At 43.5% G+C, this 17540-nt stretch carries 19 protein-coding genes; 12 read left to right on the top strand and 7 right to left on the bottom strand.

Annotated elements, in window-relative coordinates; translation table 11 throughout:
* The first annotated feature begins 191 nt into the window (after positions 1-191).
* A complete protein-coding gene (locus G460_RS0114620; RefSeq protein ID WP_026956065.1) occupies positions 192-2426 on the top strand; it encodes a TonB-dependent receptor family protein in 2235 nt (744 codons plus the stop codon).
* On the opposite strand, the gene G460_RS0114615 is transcribed toward G460_RS0114620, so the two are convergent.
* Entirely contained in the window at positions 2416-2751 is a 336-nt protein-coding gene (locus G460_RS0114615; protein ID WP_026956064.1) for a Rieske (2Fe-2S) protein, read from the bottom strand. The genes G460_RS0114620 and G460_RS0114615 overlap by 11 nt on opposite strands.
* A 97-nt stretch (positions 2752-2848) precedes the next feature.
* On the opposite strand from G460_RS0114615, the gene G460_RS0114605 reads away from it, so the two are divergent.
* Positions 2849-3589 carry a hypothetical protein gene (locus G460_RS0114605; RefSeq protein WP_026956063.1) on the top strand — a complete coding sequence of 247 codons (741 nt, stop codon included), beginning with the start codon at positions 2849-2851 and terminating at the stop codon, positions 3587-3589.
* Positions 3590-3606: 17 nt separating this feature from the next.
* On the opposite strand, the gene G460_RS0114600 is transcribed toward G460_RS0114605, so the two are convergent.
* The 5 genes from G460_RS0114600 to G460_RS0114580 form a co-directional block, all read right to left on the bottom strand.
* Positions 3607-3864 (bottom strand): type II toxin-antitoxin system RelE family toxin, encoded by a 258-nt coding sequence (locus G460_RS0114600; protein ID WP_026956062.1) that lies wholly within the window; start codon positions 3862-3864, stop codon positions 3607-3609.
* Complete coding sequence (locus tag G460_RS0114595) at positions 3857-4069, bottom strand: hypothetical protein (RefSeq protein WP_026956061.1); 213 nt, start codon at positions 4067-4069, stop codon at positions 3857-3859. Before G460_RS0114595 ends, G460_RS0114600 begins: the two co-directional genes overlap by 8 nt.
* Before the next feature lie 85 nt (positions 4070-4154).
* The gene (locus G460_RS0114590) at positions 4155-5297 is read right to left on the bottom strand and encodes a cysteine desulfurase family protein (protein ID WP_026956060.1); all 1143 of its coding nucleotides are present in this window, start codon (positions 5295-5297) and stop codon (positions 4155-4157) included.
* A 31-nt stretch (positions 5298-5328) separates the two neighbouring features.
* Entirely contained in the window at positions 5329-6723 is a 1395-nt protein-coding gene (gene glmM / locus G460_RS0114585) for a phosphoglucosamine mutase (RefSeq protein WP_026956059.1), read from the bottom strand.
* A 60-nt stretch (positions 6724-6783) separates the two neighbouring features.
* Positions 6784-7014 (bottom strand): hypothetical protein, encoded by a 231-nt coding sequence (locus G460_RS0114580; protein ID WP_026956058.1) that lies wholly within the window; start codon positions 7012-7014, stop codon positions 6784-6786.
* A 72-nt stretch (positions 7015-7086) separates the two neighbouring features.
* Between G460_RS0114580 and mazG the strand changes: the two genes are divergently transcribed.
* From mazG to fumC, 4 genes are all read left to right on the top strand, one after another.
* Entirely contained in the window at positions 7087-7887 is an 801-nt protein-coding gene (gene mazG, locus G460_RS0114575) for a nucleoside triphosphate pyrophosphohydrolase (protein WP_026956057.1), read from the top strand.
* 246 nt (positions 7888-8133) lie between these two features.
* Positions 8134-8517, top strand: a complete 384-nt coding sequence (locus tag G460_RS0114570; RefSeq protein WP_026956056.1) for a RidA family protein — start codon at positions 8134-8136, stop codon at positions 8515-8517.
* A 197-nt stretch (positions 8518-8714) separates the two neighbouring features.
* A complete protein-coding gene (locus G460_RS0114565; RefSeq protein WP_026956055.1) occupies positions 8715-9200 on the top strand; it encodes a hypothetical protein in 486 nt (161 codons plus the stop codon).
* Positions 9201-9277: 77 nt separating this feature from the next.
* A complete protein-coding gene (gene fumC / locus G460_RS0114560) occupies positions 9278-10678 on the top strand; it encodes a class II fumarate hydratase (protein WP_026956054.1) in 1401 nt (466 codons plus the stop codon).
* 203 nt (positions 10679-10881) lie between these two features.
* Here the strand turns inward: fumC and G460_RS0114555 are convergent, their stop codons facing one another.
* Positions 10882-11136 (bottom strand): hypothetical protein, encoded by a 255-nt coding sequence (locus G460_RS0114555; RefSeq protein ID WP_026956053.1) that lies wholly within the window; start codon positions 11134-11136, stop codon positions 10882-10884.
* A gap of 586 nt (positions 11137-11722) precedes the next feature.
* Here G460_RS0114555 and G460_RS0114550 point away from each other — a divergent pair.
* From G460_RS0114550 to G460_RS0114520, 6 genes are all read left to right on the top strand, one after another.
* Positions 11723-12004, top strand: a complete 282-nt coding sequence (locus tag G460_RS0114550; protein ID WP_026956052.1) for an addiction module antidote protein — start codon at positions 11723-11725, stop codon at positions 12002-12004.
* A gap of 149 nt (positions 12005-12153) precedes the next feature.
* Positions 12154-13788 carry a S8 family peptidase gene (locus G460_RS0114545; RefSeq protein WP_026956051.1) on the top strand — a complete coding sequence of 545 codons (1635 nt, stop codon included), beginning with the start codon at positions 12154-12156 and terminating at the stop codon, positions 13786-13788.
* Between the two features lie 314 nt (positions 13789-14102).
* The gene (locus tag G460_RS0114535) at positions 14103-15248 is read left to right on the top strand and encodes an alpha-hydroxy acid oxidase (protein ID WP_026956050.1); all 1146 of its coding nucleotides are present in this window, start codon (positions 14103-14105) and stop codon (positions 15246-15248) included.
* Positions 15249-15652: 404 nt separating this feature from the next.
* Positions 15653-15895, top strand: a complete 243-nt coding sequence (locus G460_RS23200) for a hypothetical protein (protein WP_157366935.1) — start codon at positions 15653-15655, stop codon at positions 15893-15895.
* Positions 15896-16316: 421 nt separating this feature from the next.
* On the top strand, positions 16317-17000 hold the full coding sequence (aqpZ, locus tag G460_RS0114525; protein WP_026956048.1) for an aquaporin Z: 684 nt from the start codon (positions 16317-16319) through the stop codon (positions 16998-17000).
* Between the two features lie 60 nt (positions 17001-17060).
* Positions 17061-17513, top strand: coding sequence for a hypothetical protein (locus G460_RS0114520; RefSeq protein WP_026956047.1), 453 nt, complete (start codon positions 17061-17063; stop codon positions 17511-17513).
* Positions 17514-17540: the final 27 nt, after the last annotated feature.

The following is a 17540-nucleotide window of genomic DNA, read 5'->3' as shown; positions in this document are numbered from 1 at the left end:
AATTTCAGGGATATTTTAAAGAAAAAAATACAGGAAGTCTTTTGGGCTTTTTATAAATAATAGGAAAACAACCTTCTACAAACTGTCTAGTAAGGGGCACTCGCTATCTTTTCGAGAAGGAGTCTCAGTCAAATCTGACCGTTTGAGAAGATTTATGCCGTTCTCTATTCGATTCCTATTAATTTTCGACTATGAAAAGATTGCTGGTTCTTCTGATTTGTATATCCTCTCTCACCGCTCAGGCACAAATCCAATTGACAATCACGGATCAAGTGAGTGGGCTTCCTCTGGAAAATGTGCGGGTGCGTCCCGAAAATCAAAAATTCCTGACGACGAACGGCAGCGGAATTATCGCAATAGCAGGGGATGGTGTGCGGATTTCTTTTGCCAAGGAAGGCTATGAATACTTGGAAAAATGGTTTGAAGCGGGTGAATATCAAGTTGAATTGATACCTGAAGTCATGAACCTATCTGCGGTGACAGTTTCAGCTTTTGAGTCAGAAAGACCGCTTTTGGAGCAGTCTGCCGCCATCGTCAAAGTCAACGAGCGGGATTTTGCCCGGTTCAATGAAATATCTCCCGTAAATGCTTTCAACCAGAAAGCTGGAGTACGAATCGAAGAAAGAGCTCCTGCAAGCTACCGGATTTCTATTCGAGGAAGTTCTTTGAGAGCTCCTTTTGGTGTGAGAAATGTCAAAGTCTATTGGAATGATGTGCCTTTCACTGCTCCGGATGGTACTACCGCTCTGAACTTGCTGGATCTATCCAACATCAAAAGCTCGGAAGTCATCAAAGGACCTTCAGGAAGTATTTATGGTGCCGGGAATGGAGGAGCTATTTCACTTTTCAGCAAGCCTATTTTGAATTCCAATCGCATTGCCGCGGACTACTTGACGGGAAGTTTTGGCTTGCGTAAATACCGGCTTGGACTCACCCAGACCATCGGAAACGGTGGTATTGAAGCCTCTTTTGTCAGCCAAAAATCCCATGGCTATCGAGATCATTCCGCCATGGATCGGAAGGTTTTCCAATTGGGCGGATATTTCCCAATTTCCGAAAAACAGGAATTCCGTACCCAAATGCTGATTTCGGATCTGAACTATCAAATCCCCGGAGCTCTCAATGCAGATCAAGTCGCGGATGACCCGAAACATGCCCGGCCTGGATCTGTAGAACAAAACAGTTCGATTGCCCAAAAGTCACTTTTGCTTTCCTTAGGGCATGTGTATCGTTTTTCTGAAAAAACCCAAAACAGCACGACTCTTTATCTCAACACGAATGATTTCGAAAATCCATTTATCCTGGATTATAAAAAGGAGCTGGGTTTTGGCTATGGCGCGAGAACCAAGTTCACGCATGAAAGTCAATTTGCTGGAAAAGCTCTTCGACTCGTCGCTGGAGCAGAATACCAAAATAGCTGGACGGATGCTCAGAATTTTGGCAATAGATCAGGAGATGCAGATACAGTTCGCTTTGCGGATAAACTACGGGCTTATCAAGGATTCTTGTTTCAACAGGCGGAGTTGAATTTTACAGAGAAGCTTCTCTTCACACTTGGGCTAAGTGAAAACTTCTCTGGCTATGAAATCGATCGCCAAATAGATGCTTCAGGAGGTCCAACTGGATTAAACAGCCGCACATTTGATCCCGTGGTAGTTCCTCGAGTCGCCTTGAATTATGGCCTTTCGGCCTTTAGCTCAGTATATGGATCCGTGAGCGGAGGTTTTTCTCCTCCAACTATCGACGAGGTGAGAACTAATGAAGGAAGTGTCAATCTGGATTTGGAAGCCGAAAAAGGGACCAACTTCGAAGTGGGTTATAGGCTTGGGAAAGAAAAATTCAATGTGGAATTGATCGCCTACTACCTCCAACTGAAAGAGACCATCACCACCTATACCAATGAAAATGGCGTGGTACTTTTCCGGAATGCGGGAGCGACAGATCAAAAGGGAATTGAGGCTTCTATAGATTATGCACTGCTGAGAAATGCTTCAGGATTCTTTCAAGACGTTTTGATCGGAACAGCTTATACTGGACAGTTTTTCGAGTTTAAAGACTACCAAAAAGGCGAAAATGACTTCTCCGGAAATGAGCTGACCGGAGTGCCAAAAACTAACTTGGTGACACGACTTGACCTTAGAACTAAGCCAGGCATCTATCTCAACCTGACTCATCAATACACTGGAGAAATCCCTCTCGACGATGCCAATACGGTTTATTCTGATCCATTTAATTTGATCAATGCGAGGCTGGGCTATGTCCGATCATTCAGCAATTGGGATTTGGAGGTTTTCACAGGAGTAGACAATCTTCTGGATGAATTATATTCTTTGGGAAATGACCTGAATCCATTTGGTGGAAGATACTATCAACCGGCTCCGGAGAGAAATTACTACGGCGGAATCAAGCTTGCGTTCAATTACTAATCTCAGGGATTGAAATTTTCAAGCCAGCTTCGTCCATTTCGACCGGATAGACTTTCAAATCTCCACACATTCCTGCTTTGACGGCTCCGGAATTCAAATCAAATCTGTAAGAGTGAAGTGGACAAATGACTTCTTTTGATTCGGAAATCTCTCCGGGAATCAAGGAAGTCAATCGATGGGGACAAGTGCTTTCGAAAGCAAAAAATTCCTCCTCTATTCTTGTTACGCCCACTTTCAAGCCATCCAAATCTACCTGTTTGATGCAGCGATTGGGAAACATCTCTTCAATTTTTGACAGCGGAAAGGCAAGAATGTAGCTTTTCATCCTACAAGTCTATCAAAGAAAAGATGCCATCGGTACAGAAAGTGTTGATTTTTCGGCAATTGTTTTGGAATTTGAGCAAAGACATTCGATCCATCTCATGAAAAAACTTCTAGTTCTCCCATTTTTATTCCTTTTGTCCCTCGTGTATGGACAGTCTCTCGAAGGTGCCTGGAAAATGACCCATCAAAATGGCCAACCTGTCACAGACGTGGAGTACATCAAAATCTATCAGGATGATTATTTTGCATTTGGAGCCAAAAATGTAGCTGACAATCACTTCATCGGGGCGGGAGGTGGTCCCTTTACGTTGGAAGGAAACAGCTACGTGGAAACGCTCGATTTTTTCACCCTTGATCCATTTCAAGTTGGCACCAACAACAAATACAAACTGGACTTTGTAGATGGTAAAATTGTGATCAGTTCGGAAATCAAAGGCAATATGCTCGTGGAAATCTGGGAAAAGTTGCCTGCCGAACCTGATGATCTCACTGGCAACTGGGTAATCACAGGAAGAAAAAGAGATGGAGAAATCTCCAGAAGCACTCCGGGAGCCAGACGGACGGTCAAGATTCTTTCTGGAGGAAGATTTCAGTGGATAGCTTTCAATTCAGAGACTAAGGAATTTTCTGGATCTGGAGGAGGAACATACACAGCAATCGACGGAAAATATACTGAAAACATCACCTTTTTCTCAAGAGACGATTCAAGAGTAGGGGCAAGTTTGAGCTTTGATTATGAAGTGATCGATGGCGAATGGCATCACAGTGGCCTGAGCTCTACCGGAAATCCTATCTACGAAATCTGGACTCCTTATGCGATTGGGTATAAAGGGAAATGAGAATTTGAAGCAAGGTATTACTTGTAGATATCTTTTCGATGTCCAATAGCAATCACTTCAACTAAAAGCACTTTGTCAAGAATTTCATAGATTACCCTGTAGTTTTGAACCCTTATTCTATAGGCAGGTCTTCCTTTTAATTTCTTGCAACCTGAGGGTCGAGGGTCTTCTGATAGGGATAGTATGGCTTCCAAAATAGGCTTAACTACCTGATTGGATAATTTGTCTAATTGCTTCTCGGCTTTTGGGTTAAAAAGTATCTCATATTTACCCATCCTTTAGATTTCTCTTTTTCATATAATCGGAGATAGAAATGCGTTCCCCACTATCTGAAACTTTTGCCTCATCATAAAGTCTGATATCCTCCAACTCTTCCAATTCCTCGAGCATTTTTTCATATTCATGGATAGGAACAATCACAGCTACTTTCTCACCCTGAGGATTTGTAACAAATTGATGTTTAAGATATTGAGTTTTCATAATTCAATTTAATTGAAAAACACCAATAATTATTGAACTCTTCAAAATTGAAACAAAAAAGGAGCCTTTCAGCTCCCTTCCTAATTTATACCTCCACAGCGTAGAGTTCTTTGAGTTTTTCAACTGCGTAGTCTACGTCTTCGATGGTGTTGTATCGGCTGAATGAGAATCGAACTGAATCTCTCTCCGGCTTGTGATTCAAGGCTCTCAAAACATGCGATCCGACGGTCGCACCAGAGCTGCAAGCAGATCCACCTGATGCGGAAATCCCTTCCAGGTCCAAGTTGAACAATAGCATCCCTGCATTGGCTTCAGATGGAGGCAAACTCACATTCAATACTGTATACAAAGACTTATCCAAGTCGGCAGACAATCCATTGAACTCCACATCTGGAATACCAGCTGTTAGCTTTTCGATGAAATGCTTCTTCAAAGCTTTCACGTGAGTTTCATGTGCAGCCATATCTTCATACGCCAATTCCAAAGCTTTCGCGATGCCGATGATTCCGATCACGTTCTCCGTTCCACCTCTCATGTTTCTCTCCTGAGCTCCACCGTGAATAAATGGATGGATCTTCTTGTCTTTTCTCACATACAAGAAACCAGATCCTTTCGGTCCATGAAACTTATGACCACCAGCAACAATAGAATCAACAGGCAAGGATTTCAGATCATGCACATAATGTCCCATGGTCTGAACAGTATCAGAATGGAAGAAGGCTCCATATTCTTTTGCCAAGGAACCGATGCGATTCAGGTCATTGATATTTCCGATCTCATTATTGGCATGCATTAGGGAAACCAAAGAGTTTGGGTTGGCTTTCAGGCTTGCTTCCAGCTGATCCAAGTCAATTTCACCTTGCTCATTGACATCCAATTTGGTCAATTTGAGTTTGCCTTTTTGCTCACAAACTTCCAGCGTGTGCAGTACCGCATGATGCTCCAAAGGAGAGGTGATCGCATGGGTAATGCCATGAGTTTCGATGCCGCAAACCAAAGCCGTATTATCAGCCTCTGTACCGCCTGAAGTAAAGAAAATCTCAGCAGGAGTCGTATTGAGCAGTTCCGCCACTTTCTTTCTTGATCTCTCTATGGCAGTACGCACTTCACGTCCATGACTGTGAACGGAGGAAGGATTGCCATAGTGATCCCTCATATAGGGCAGCATGGCTTCGATCACTCGCTCATCCATAGCTGTAGTTGCGGCATTATCAAAATAGACTTTCATCTCTTTACTAGTTGGGTTTGTATTCTATAGTTTATAGCAGGGAAGCGGAAACCACCTCCTTGATATCCTGCATGATTTTCTTTGCCAAATGCTCGGCGGTCGCTTCTGAATCAGACTCCGAATAGATTCTGATAATCGGCTCAGTATTGGATTTTCTCAAATGCACCCATTCCTTTTCAAACTCGATCTTGACACCGTCTATGTCATTGATCGGATGCTTTTGGTATTTGGTTTTGATGGCATCCAGAATCCGATCCACATTGATCTCCGGAGTCAACTCAATCTTATTTTTGGAAATATAATAGCTGGGGTAAGTCGCTCTCAGTCTGGAGATTGTCTTTCCAAATTTAGCCAAATGTGTCAAAAACAAACCAATCCCAACCAAGGCGTCTCTTCCATAGTGTGAGGTGGGATAGATGATTCCGCCGTTTCCTTCTCCACCGATCACCGCATCTACGGCTTTCATTTGGTTCACCACATTCACTTCTCCCACAGCTGCGGCGGTATAGGCTCCACCTCTTTTTTCAGTCACATCTCTCAATGCACGAGTGGAAGAAAGGTTGGAAACGGTATTTCCAGGAGTTTGTGACAGCACATAGTCTGCAACAGCCACCAAGGTATATTCTTCACCAAATGGAGATCCATCCTCAGTGATAAACGCCAAACGGTCCACATCTGGATCCACCACGATTCCTAGATCAAAGCTTCCTTTTTCCAACTTTTGAGAAATATCTCTCAGGTTTTCAGGAAGTGGCTCAGGGTTGTGAGGGAAATGACCATCAGGGGTACAGAACATTTCTTCGATTACTTCAACTCCCAGAGCACGAAGCAATTTTGGAACGGCAATGCCCCCGGTGGAATTAACCGCATCCACAACAATTTTGAAATTACGGGCTTTGATGGCTTCCACATCTACCAATTCCAAATCCAATACATGCTGGATATGACGGTCGATATAGTTATCTACAAACGTGTAAGCACCCAATTTTTTTACTTCTGCGAAGGTGAAATCCTCATTTTCGGCTTTTTGAAGAATATCTTTTCCTTCTGCATCTGAAATAAATTCTCCTTTGGAGTTCAACAATTTCAGCGCATTCCATTGAATAGGATTGTGGCTGGCTGTCAGGATGATTCCTCCACCGGCTTTTTCCAAAGGAACTGCGAATTCTACCGTCGGGGTAGTGCTCAGACCGAGATCGATCACGTGGATTCCCAATCCTTGCAGGGTGGCAGAAACCAAACGCGAAACCATGTCACCTGACAATCGGGCATCCCGACCGATGACCACCTTCGCATTTCCGGTTTTTTCCAAAACCCATGCACCATAAGCAGATGCAAATTTGACTACATCGATGGGAGTGAGACCCTCACCAGCTTTTCCTCCAATAGTACCTCTGATTCCAGAGATAGATTTGATTAACGACACGTACAGAAGTGAATTAAGTACAACTTATTAAAAAATCCCGCCCACAAGCGGGATGGTTATTTATTTGAATTTGGCCAAAACCTTGTCCACCTCATTGTCTGGATTGCCACAGCTGCTATTCGCATCTACGGTTTTTCCACAATAGCTACAGGTTCCGCCGTCTTTGTTGAGATAGGGATTTTGGGAGGCACAGGTGCCTTTGAATTCTCCGTTTTTTAGGAATAGGAGCCTTACAGACATCAAAACGAAGAATAATGCCACAAAGCCCAGGGTTATTAATACTGTTGTCATAACGGATAAATTTGCGCAAATTTAAAGCTTTACTTCGAAAACGACCACAAATCAAACTTAGTTTCCCACGCAATGTCTAATTTGAGTACCCGGGCTGAGCAATTAGCAGCCTTTGACCGCCTATTGACCATCATGGATGAGCTTCGTGCCCAATGCCCTTGGGACAGGAAGCAAACCACTGAAAGCCTGAGACATCTGACGATTGAGGAGACATTTGAATTGTCGGACGCTATCTTGGATGGCAATCCCGAAGAAATCAAAAAGGAACTCGGGGACATCCTACTTCATATAGTCTTTTATGCCAAAATTGGTTCCGAAGAGGGCAACTTTGATGTGACTACCCTGATCGATGCACTCTGCGAAAAACTCATCCGCCGCCATCCCCATATTTATGGAGATACGGAGGCCAATGATGCGGATACAGTCAGTCAAAATTGGGAAAAAATCAAACTTCAGGAAAAAGGCAATAAATCCGTTTTGGGTGGAGTGCCCCGCTCCCTTCCAGCCTTGATCAAAGCGATGAGAATTCAGGAAAAAGCCCGAGGAGTGGGTTTTGATTGGGAAGAAAAACATCAGGTTTGGGAAAAAGTGGAGGAGGAAATGCAAGAGTTCAAGGCCGAATTCAATGCTGCGGATGAAAAGGAAATCGACCAGGAAAAAGCCAGTGGAGAGTTCGGAGACTTACTTTTTTCTCTGATCAATTATGCACGATTTATTGATATCAATCCTGAAGAGGCTTTGGAGCGAACCAACAAAAAATTCATCAAGCGATTCCAGTACCTAGAAAATTCAGCCAAATCTGCTGGAAAGAACCTTTCTGATATGACCCTAGCAGAAATGGATGTCTTTTGGGAAGAAGCGAAGAAGCAGTGATTTAGTGGAAATGGGGCAGTGATCAGTCTCAGTTTGAGATGTGATTTTGTAAGTGGTGAGTCGTAAGTTGTATTTGCAAAATACACGAATGTTTACTCCGACCAATTCCCTCTTTAAAGAGTAATTTCTTAGCAATGGGGAATTGTTTCATCCTAATTACTTTTAACCCTACTTTGTACCTTGTACTTTGGACTTGGTACCAAAATCTTGATACTTAATACTTAATACTTGATACTTTAAAATAATATGGCAAACCAAATCATCTTTACCCCAGAAGCTCCGGCACCTATTGGACCTTATTCTCAGGCTGTTTTGGCAGGAAATACCTTGTATGTATCCGGTCAGATTCCTCTGGATGCAGAAACCGGAGAACTGATCAATGAAAATATCACGGAAGAAACTCACGCGGTGATGAAAAACCTGGAGGCTGTCCTTCGTGCAGCTGACTTTGGTTTTGGAGATGTGGTGAAGTGCACCATTTTTATCAAATCCATGGATGAGTTTGCAACGATCAATGAGGCCTATGGACAGTATTTCAAGAGCAATCCTCCTGCACGTGAGACCGTAGAAGTATCTAAGCTCCCTAAAAATGTGAATGTGGAGATTTCTTGTGTGGCGGTTAAAAGTTGAAAAGTGGTAAAGTTGGAAGGTTCTTCATTATTCGATGTTCATTATTAGAGAATGGAGATTGAGAGACTCGAGATTGGCCAAAATCTTCTCTGCTGCTCGTATTTCTCATTTCGTATTTCGTAATTCTAAATCGTATATCCCAAATCTTAATTCGTAAATTATCCTCCCTTAATAAATTTTAGTCCATTTCTGAATCCATGACCCTGATTCCTTTTCATAGCGAAACGCTTGTCAGCGCTCTTTCCAAAGAGGAGGTCATGGAGCATATTTCCAAAAAAACGTTGGAGGTCAATTTTCTCGACAAAAGAACCGAGCTTTCCCGCAAGGCTTCCTTCAATGGGATCGTCGGCAAAAACAGCTTTCGCATTTCCAAGGTCATCAATAGAAGCAATACCTTCCTTCCTTTGATTTTGGGCGAAGTGGAAGAAACCGCGCGTGGATCAATCCTTTTTCTCCAATACAAACTATTTCCAGGAGCCCTCTTTTTTGTGGTTTTCTGGAGCATTATCCTATTGGCTTTTGCCGGATTTTTTATGGGACTGGCTGATAATTTTCTCAACGGATTTATCTGTCTGGCCTTGGCTGTTTTGAACTATTCCCTGGCCATTTTCTTTTTTCACAGACAAGTCAAATCCTCCCGGGAGGAATTTCATCAATTGATAAACCTACAAATGAAGGATTAAAGCGCTCGCAACTAGGGAAAAAAGCCATTTGCCCTTATTTTAGCGGCCGGAAATCTGAATTCAATAAATCCACTCTTATGAGCATTCGTATAGAAAAAGACACGATGGGGCCTGTAGAGGTGCCTGCAGACAAATATTGGGGAGCGCAGACGCAGCGCTCGATCAACAACTTCAAAATCGGTGGCGAAAAGAACCGCATGCCGATCGAAATCATCCGCGCTTTTGCCATTTTGAAAAAAGCCGCTGCACAAACCAATGCTGAATTGGGCGTTTTGGCCCAGGAAAAAGCAGACATCATCTCTACGGTTTGTGATGAGATTTTGGCAGGAAAACTGGACGATCAGTTCCCTTTGGTGGTTTGGCAGACCGGTTCCGGTACCCAATCCAACATGAACTCCAACGAAGTAATCGCCTACAGAGCGCACGTATTGCAGGGAGGATCTTTGGAAGATGCCAAAAAATCCATCCACCCGAATGACGATGTGAACAAGTCTCAGTCATCCAATGACACCTACCCAACGGCAATGCACATCGCTGCCTACAAAATGGTGGTAGAAACAACCATCCCGGGTGTTCAGAAATTGAGAGATACCTTGGATGCCAAATCCAAAGCTTTCAAAGATGTGGTGAAAATTGGCCGTACCCACTTTATGGATGCGACTCCACTGACTTTGGGACAGGAATTTAGCGGCTATGTAGCTCAGCTGGATCATGGATTGAGAGCATTGAAAAATACCTTGGCTCACCTTTCCGAATTGGCTTTGGGTGGAACAGCCGTAGGAACCGGACTCAACACGCCACAAGGCTATTCTGAATTGGTTGCGAAGAAAATCGCTGAATTCTCCGGACAGCCTTTCGTGACTGCTCCAAATAAATTTGAAGCTTTGGCAGCACATGATGGCATGGTAGAAGCACATGGCGCCTTGAAGCAATTGGCTGTTTCCCTGATGAAAATCGCCAATGACATCCGTATGCTTTCTTCCGGTCCAAGATCCGGTATCGGAGAGATCTTGATTCCTGAAAATGAGCCAGGATCATCCATTATGCCAGGAAAAGTCAATCCAACTCAGGTAGAAGCCATGACGATGGTGGCAGCTCAGGTGATGGGAAATGATGTGGCTGTTTCCATCGGTGGATCTAATGGTCATTTCGAGCTAAATGTATTCAAGCCCATGATCGCGGCAAATTTCCTACAATCTGCAAGATTGATCGGAGATGCATGCGTATCTTTCAATGACAACTGTGCGGTGGGGATCGAACCCAATACGCCGATGATCCAACGTCACTTGGAAAACTCCTTGATGCTGGTAACAGCTTTGAATACCCATATAGGATATGAAAATGCCGCTGCTATCGCCAAGAAAGCGCATAAGGAAGGTACTAGCCTTCGTGAAGCTGCTATCGCCTTGGGTCTCCTTACCTCCGAGCAATTCGATGAGTGGGTGAAGCCTGAGGATATGATTGGAAGTATGAAGTAATTTATAGTCCACGGACCACGGTTGACAGTCGACTGTTGTCCGTGGACACCAAATAGCCTTTCCAGCAATGGGAAGGCTTTTTTTGTTTTCGAAACCTCGAAGGTTTTTTTTCTTACCGCAAAGGCGCAGAGGACGCGGAGATTAGATTTCCCTTTACTCGGCTTTAAAATTGCATGAATTTAATGACCTTCCTTCCAATGCAATTAAATTTCAGAGTTCAATATTGGATACGAACATTCTTTAAGAATTTTTCCAATCTGCGCTCCAAAGTTAAAATTAACATCAACGGTAACCCCCAAATCTTTTTCCATTTCATCTTGAATCTGTTCAATAAGTGGCCTTAATGGAAGAAGATAGGCATGGAGTTCAGTTAAAAGAAATTTTTGGTCCTCGATTGTAATCTCATTTGTCGGAGTTCTATGGATAATTGTCTGAAGTCTTTGAAGTGATTGATTCATTTTTCTTTAGTTTAAAAGTAAAAGTGAGTTCTTCTACAATACTATCGAAGGTAAAATAAAATTTACAACAAACAAAATATATTACTTCATAAATTCATTTTGACGAAATAACATACTTTTTTAACTTATTTTTCATTGTATTATTCTGAATTTGTTTCAATACAATTCGAGTGGTTTAACTCATTCTCCCCAGATCTTCGCAGAAAAAGGCACAGATATCTACAGATTCAAAAACGCAAAAATATCTTTGTGACATTCCACAATATGTTTGACACGCTATTTTTGGTGTTCAAGACTTTCGATTAGGTGATTTTGTCATTCATGATAGTGATAAAGACTCTCCATTAGGTGTTTGAGACCTTATTGAAAGTCTTCAACAGACAAGCGAATGTGATTGAGGCTATAATTAATCTGTCAAACACTCTCCGGAATGTCTTTGGGACTTTAAATAATGTGTTGAACTCATTCCTGAAAGGTTGGATCGGTCAATCAAAAGCCAGCTCTCTCGGACAAGAGCGAAGGATTTTTTCTATATTTTAGTATTCAGACAGATACACCTTAACCGCTAAATTCAAGGATTTGAAAAATGAAAATCTCTAAATTTGACATCGCTGATTACTTGGACAGCAATGAAATGATTGCAGCCTATCTAAATGAAATTCTGGAAAATGGAACAGATGAAGATGTGGTCGTTGCGATCGGACATGTCGCGAAAGCCATAGGAATGAGTAAAATCGCAGAAGAAACCGGCCTCAGCAGACCCAGCCTTTATAAGGCCCTATCTGATGGAGCAAAACCCCAATTTGCTACCATCATGAAAGTTTTAAAAGCTATTGGCGGACAGATTCAGGTGACACCCATTTCTTAATTAGACTTTATTTTTTCGATGAGTCTGCTTTTCCTTGAAAAACTACCTCCTGCCAACTGACCACTGAGACTGATCACTTAAAAAAACCCTTCACCATTTTTAACTCATAAAAACCCTCCAATACTCAGAATCTCCCGTTACTTTTAGGTATGAATAAATCCAAATTGAAACTCTGGGCTGGTATGGGACTGCTGGTTTTGGCCTCATCCTGTACGACCAGTTCTTTGATCACCGCCCCTCCGATCACCTATTCTACTCTTTCCCACAAGCAAGCCGAACTCACCGATCAGCAGGCACAGCACTGGGGTCATCTGGACTTGCAGCAGGATACCATTCCGGGAATGAGTGTGGATCGTGCCTATGCGGAGCTTTTGAAAAAGAAAAAAGGCGAAACCGTCATCGTAGCGGTCATTGACTCAGGCATCGATCTGGATCATGAGGATATTCAGGAGGTGCTTTGGACCAATCCGGGTGAGAAGCCGGGAGATGGCATTGACAATGACGGCAATGGCTATATCGATGATATCCATGGCTATAATTTCCTCGGGGAATCCTACAATGAACAGATGGAGATCGCCCGTATCCTTCGCCTGAAAATCGGCGATCAAGCCTATCAGGATGCTGCAAAAGCAGAATTGGACGAGAAGCTGGAGGAGGCAAATGCCACCTTGCCACAAATCCGACAGATCAAGCAGGTGATCACCATGGCTGATGGCATGATGCAAGAGGCCTTGGGAAAGGAGAGTTATTCGTTGGAAGACTTGGAAAATTTCGAACCCAAAAATGCCCAACAAGAGCAAATCGTAGCCATGCTTTCTCAGGTCTATGCTATGGGACAAAGCATTCCCGAAGCGCTCAAAGATCTCGAAGAGGGGATCACCTATTATGAAGAGCAGGTAAACTATAATCTCAATGTGGATTTTGACGGGAGAAGTCCGGTCGGAGACGATCCCTATGATTTCTCGGATCTAGACTATGGCAATGGCAATCCCGATATCCGTGTATCGAGCGAAAGTCACGGTTCGCATGTCGCTGGCATCATCGCCGCGGTGCGAAACAATAAAAAAGGTGCAGATGGAGTCGCTCAGAATGTGCAGATCATGTCCATCCGAGCAGTACCCAACGGGGATGAATATGACAAAGACATCGCAAGGGCAATTCGCTATGCCGCTGATAATGGTGCCAAAGTCATCAATGCGAGCTTTGGAAAGCCTTTTTCTCCCAATGCAGAGTGGGTCTATGAAGCGCTGGACTATGCCGCTTCCAAAGATGTCCTTTTCGTCCATGCGGCAGGCAATGATGCTTTGAATCTGGATGATTCCGAAAACCCGAGTTTCCCGAATGATCATAAAAGAAGCAATCGCAACGAGTTTGTGGATAACTACTTGACCGTCGGAGCGCTGACCTCTCATTTGGATACAGATCTAGTCGCTGTTTTCTCCAATTATGGCAAGGAGAATGTGGATATCTTTGCTCCTGGGGATCAGATATACTCCAGCATGCCCGATAATAGCTATGAATTTCAGGGAGGCACGTCTATGGCCGCTCCGGCAGTGGCAGGGTTGGCAGCGATGATCCGCTCTTACTATCCGAGTTTGACAGCAGCGCAAGTCAAAAAAGTCATCCTGGAATCTGGAATTGCCTTGGATATGGATGTCTTGGTAGGGGGAGCTGAGGGTGAGGAAAAGCCTTTTTCAGAAATCTCCAAGTCTGGTAAAATTGCCAACCTTTACAATGCCCTGATCCTTGCCAGTCAAGTGGCGAATGGGGAGCTGAGTTTGTAATTAAAATCGCCTCGGGTTTTATTCTGGGGTATATAACTCATTTAGCACAGGTCTTTAGACTTGTGCTTTTTTTATGTAGACAGCCCGAGATTGTATTTGCTTTCATCCAAGTCAGGACTTTTGATCGCAGGTTTCGAATGATTCATTTAACAACCCGAAGCGTCTATCCAAAACACAAAAAAGCCGAACAGGAGATTTCAGGACAGTCCGCATTCACTTTTTGCTATTTTTGGTTTCCGAAAGATCCTCGCGGGGATTTGGAGGTAGATAAACAAGCCTATTTCCCAAACTGAGCCATACACCTGTAGCAAAACATGGAAGAAAAGTACAATTCCAATTATCCTGACATAGACTATCTAAGAGCCAAAGCCAAAAAGAGAATACCTCGATTTGCCTTTGAATACCTGGATGGTGGCTGCAATGCCGAAGTCAACCTGCGAAGAAATACCGAAGAGATTCGGGAGATTCTCCTTAAGCCTTACTACCTGCGGGACTATCAGGGCATTTCTCTGAAAACAAACTTGTTTGGGAAAGAATACGCGGCTCCCTTTGGGATTTCTCCCATTGGACTGCAGGGTATGATCTGGCCAAAAGCACCGGAAATCTTGGCCAAAGCGGCCTTCGAACATAATATTCCTTACATCCTAAGCACCGTGAGCACGGCTGATATAGAGACGATCGGAGAGATCTCTCAGGGCAATGCATGGTTTCAACTCTATCATCCCAAAGAAGCCGACTTGCGAGACAAACTCATCCAGCGGGCCGCAGATGCGGAATATCCCGTGCTGGTGATTCTCTCGGACGTGCCGACTTTTGGCTATCGATCCAAAGAAATCATCAACGGACTATCTATTCCTCCACGCATGTCCCTGAACAATATTTTGCAGATCATGGGCAGACCAAGATGGGCTATGGAAACATTGATGGCGGGACCACCGGAATTTAAAACCCTCAAGCCTTATATCCCGAAAGGACTGAATCTGAAGCATCTGGGCATGTTTATGAATCAGACTTTCAGCGGAAGGCTAAATGAAGAGCGGATCAAACCTATCCGAGATAAATGGAAAGGAAAACTGGTCATCAAGGGAGTTGCCAGTGAAGAAGATGTACAAAAAGCCGTTGACCTAGGTCTAGACGGAGTGATTGTATCCAATCATGGAGGCCGCCAGCTAGATCATGGAGAATCCACGATCAAGCCTCTGCAGGAGATCGCTCCGAAATTCAAAGACCAGATCACAGTCATGATGGATAGCGGGATCCGAACAGGACCTGACATTGCGAGTACCTTGGCCTCTGGAGCTGAGTTTGCTTTCTTGGGTCGATCCTTTATGTATGGGGTAGCTGCTTTGGGCAAAGAAGGAGGCACGCATACTATCTCTATCTTAAAAAGACAATTCCGACAGGTGATGGAGCAGCTCTGCTGTGAGACTGTGGCAGACCTGCCAAAACATAAGATTTAAAGCTCATACGAGAAGAGCTTCAGGAAAGGCGCAGCAGTTTTGCTTGCGCCTTTTCTTTTGCTCAAAATGACCGAAAAAGGCTCAAATCAGCCAATATTTAATGATTTTAAATAACAATTACTTCTTTAGGACATCGAGCGAGTGCTACGAAAAGCAAGAGTAAGAAGGAGACTTTTGAATAGTCCGAGCTAACAACTACCTGAGAAAAGCCTTGAATTTCAAGTCTATAGAACGAATTTGGAAAATAATGGGGAAGGAAATGGACTAGCAAACATTGACAAACAACATAAAGTCAAGCCTTATTTCTCACCGCTATTTTTAATTAATTCAAATTGATATTATCTGACTATCAATCAATTAAGCGTTCTTTTTCGTAAAATTAAGTACAACAAAACGAACTCATTATGTCAATCAGAATCGCCTCCAGCTGTAATCACTGTAATTCTTTCACTACTGCTAATCAATGCAAAACGCACGATCTGAAAGTCAGTGAAGAATATGTTTGCGATCAGTTTTCCCTGATCCAAAAGCTCAATGACTCCATGCATTGCATGAGCTGTCAGCGCTACAACCGTGCTGACTGTGAGCATCCAGATCGCGCAGCAGATCATATGCTTTGCTCCGCATGGGCTCCCAAAGTGGATTAATTGAAACAAGAACGAGACGTACGTAAGCCTGCAAAATCAATTTTGCAGGCTTTTTCTATTTTGTCAGTGTATTCTTTTTGGTTTGGACTTCTCGCTCCCGCTTCCATACCCGATACTTCTAGGGGTTTTAGCTTTCTTAGACAGAAGGAAAACAGCAGGCTACACTAGGCAAAACTCCATCTCACCAATCAAATCACGTTCATTCTTTTTACTCCATTATCCTCCCCAGCTATTACCGAAAGCAGCTATAAATAGGATCAGTTGCTCCTATCGTACCTGCGTCACCTGATATATTCCTCCATTTACCGCTGGGTTATTTTATCATGAAATCATATAAAGTGCTGACATTCATTGCTTTTCAAGGCGAATAATACCATTATAATTTTTTAAATTATCTAGATTTTTAACCCAACTGTACACTATGAAAAAACTTATTGCAGAGTTCTTTGGCACCCTCTGGCTTGTTCTGGGGGGCTGTGGTAGCGCTGTTTTGGCAGCAGGTTTTCCTGATTTGGGAATTGGTTTTGTAGGAGTGGCATTCGCCTTCGGGCTGACGGTGGTGACGATGGCTTATGCCATAGGACACATATCAGGATGCCATCTAAACCCCGCCGTATCGGTGGGATTGTGGATCGGTGGGAGATTTGATCAGAAAGATCTGATCCCCTATATCGTCGCCCAAGTCTTGGGAGGATTAGCCGGAGCAGGTATCCTGTACGTGATAGCTACAGGCAAAGCCGGAGTGGAATTGGGTGGTTTTGCCTCCAATGGATTTGGGGAAGCCTCACCGGGAGGATATTCCATGACAGCTGCACTTGTGTGTGAGATAGTGATGACATTTTTCTTTTTGATGGTCATTTTGGGGTCGACGCATCCAAAGGCTCCGGCAGGATTTGGTGGACTCGCCATAGGTTTGGCCTTAGTTTTGATCCACTTGATCAGCATTCCTGTGACCAATACCTCTGTCAATCCGGCAAGAAGTACTTCGCAGGCTATTTTTGCAGGAGGCATCTATTTGCAGCAGCTCTGGCTCTTTTGGATAGCTCCGATCATTGGTGCGATTTTGGCGGGTGTGGTATACAAATACCTCTCACCTACTGATTAGTTTTAAGAATAAATTTTAATATTTGTAGATAATTTTAAACTATACCTTAATAATTAACTTATGAAGTACCTTAAAATTCTTTCATTAGTATTATTCTTTGGGCTAGCAGCTTCGATGGAGACTAAGGCTCAGGAACTTGGTGTTCGTTTCGGCCAGTTCGGTGGAAACAACGTGGCTATCGATGGGGTTTTTGCTCTCGGCGAATTTAGCCGTATCCATGGTGATTTGAGCTTCGGATCCGGAGTTGGGATTGACCTGATTTGGAACCCAATCTACAGACCGGTAGGGTCGAGTGAATTCAATTGGTATGCTGGTTTCGGTCCATCACTATACATCGATGATCCCTTTTCTTTAGGAGCAGCCGGTGAAATCGGGATCGAATACGCTTTCGAAGAAGTACCTATCGTGATTGGAGCCGATTGGCGACCAACATTAAGAATAGTTGAAAACACGGACTTTTTTGCTGATGTCTTTGGTCTCAACATCCGATGGAGATTCGGTCAAGTACAATAAACTCAAAACAGGAGAGCAGGTCTAAAG

The sequence above is a fragment of the Algoriphagus vanfongensis DSM 17529 genome, assembly GCF_000429465.1.
GTDB lineage: Bacteria > Bacteroidota > Bacteroidia > Cytophagales > Cyclobacteriaceae > Algoriphagus > Algoriphagus vanfongensis.
This window is presented reverse-complemented; position numbering and strand designations above follow the sequence as displayed.

Excerpts from the sequence above, each read along its gene's own strand:
- G460_RS0114620 (WP_026956065.1), top strand. The coding sequence starts at position 192 with ATGAAAAGATTGCTGGTTCTTCTGATTTGTATATCCTCTCTCACCGCT.
- G460_RS0114615 (WP_026956064.1), bottom strand. The coding sequence starts at position 2,751 with ATGAAAAGCTACATTCTTGCCTTTCCGCTGTCAAAAATTGAAGAGATG.
- G460_RS0114605 (WP_026956063.1), top strand. The coding sequence starts at position 2,849 with ATGAAAAAACTTCTAGTTCTCCCATTTTTATTCCTTTTGTCCCTCGTG.
- G460_RS0114600 (WP_026956062.1), bottom strand. The coding sequence starts at position 3,864 with ATGGGTAAATATGAGATACTTTTTAACCCAAAAGCCGAGAAGCAATTA.
- G460_RS0114595 (WP_026956061.1), bottom strand. The coding sequence starts at position 4,069 with ATGAAAACTCAATATCTTAAACATCAATTTGTTACAAATCCTCAGGGT.
- G460_RS0114590 (WP_026956060.1), bottom strand. The coding sequence starts at position 5,297 with ATGAAAGTCTATTTTGATAATGCCGCAACTACAGCTATGGATGAGCGA.
- G460_RS0114580 (WP_026956058.1), bottom strand. The coding sequence starts at position 7,014 with ATGACAACAGTATTAATAACCCTGGGCTTTGTGGCATTATTCTTCGTT.
- mazG (WP_026956057.1), top strand. The coding sequence starts at position 7,087 with ATGTCTAATTTGAGTACCCGGGCTGAGCAATTAGCAGCCTTTGACCGC.
- G460_RS0114570 (WP_026956056.1), top strand. The coding sequence starts at position 8,134 with ATGGCAAACCAAATCATCTTTACCCCAGAAGCTCCGGCACCTATTGGA.
- G460_RS0114565 (WP_026956055.1), top strand. The coding sequence starts at position 8,715 with ATGACCCTGATTCCTTTTCATAGCGAAACGCTTGTCAGCGCTCTTTCC.
- fumC (WP_026956054.1), top strand. The coding sequence starts at position 9,278 with ATGAGCATTCGTATAGAAAAAGACACGATGGGGCCTGTAGAGGTGCCT.
- G460_RS0114555 (WP_026956053.1), bottom strand. The coding sequence starts at position 11,136 with ATGAATCAATCACTTCAAAGACTTCAGACAATTATCCATAGAACTCCG.
- G460_RS0114550 (WP_026956052.1), top strand. The coding sequence starts at position 11,723 with ATGAAAATCTCTAAATTTGACATCGCTGATTACTTGGACAGCAATGAA.
- G460_RS0114545 (WP_026956051.1), top strand. The coding sequence starts at position 12,154 with ATGAATAAATCCAAATTGAAACTCTGGGCTGGTATGGGACTGCTGGTT.
- G460_RS0114535 (WP_026956050.1), top strand. The coding sequence starts at position 14,103 with ATGGAAGAAAAGTACAATTCCAATTATCCTGACATAGACTATCTAAGA.
- G460_RS23200 (WP_157366935.1), top strand. The coding sequence starts at position 15,653 with ATGTCAATCAGAATCGCCTCCAGCTGTAATCACTGTAATTCTTTCACT.
- aqpZ (WP_026956048.1), top strand. The coding sequence starts at position 16,317 with ATGAAAAAACTTATTGCAGAGTTCTTTGGCACCCTCTGGCTTGTTCTG.
- G460_RS0114520 (WP_026956047.1), top strand. The coding sequence starts at position 17,061 with ATGAAGTACCTTAAAATTCTTTCATTAGTATTATTCTTTGGGCTAGCA.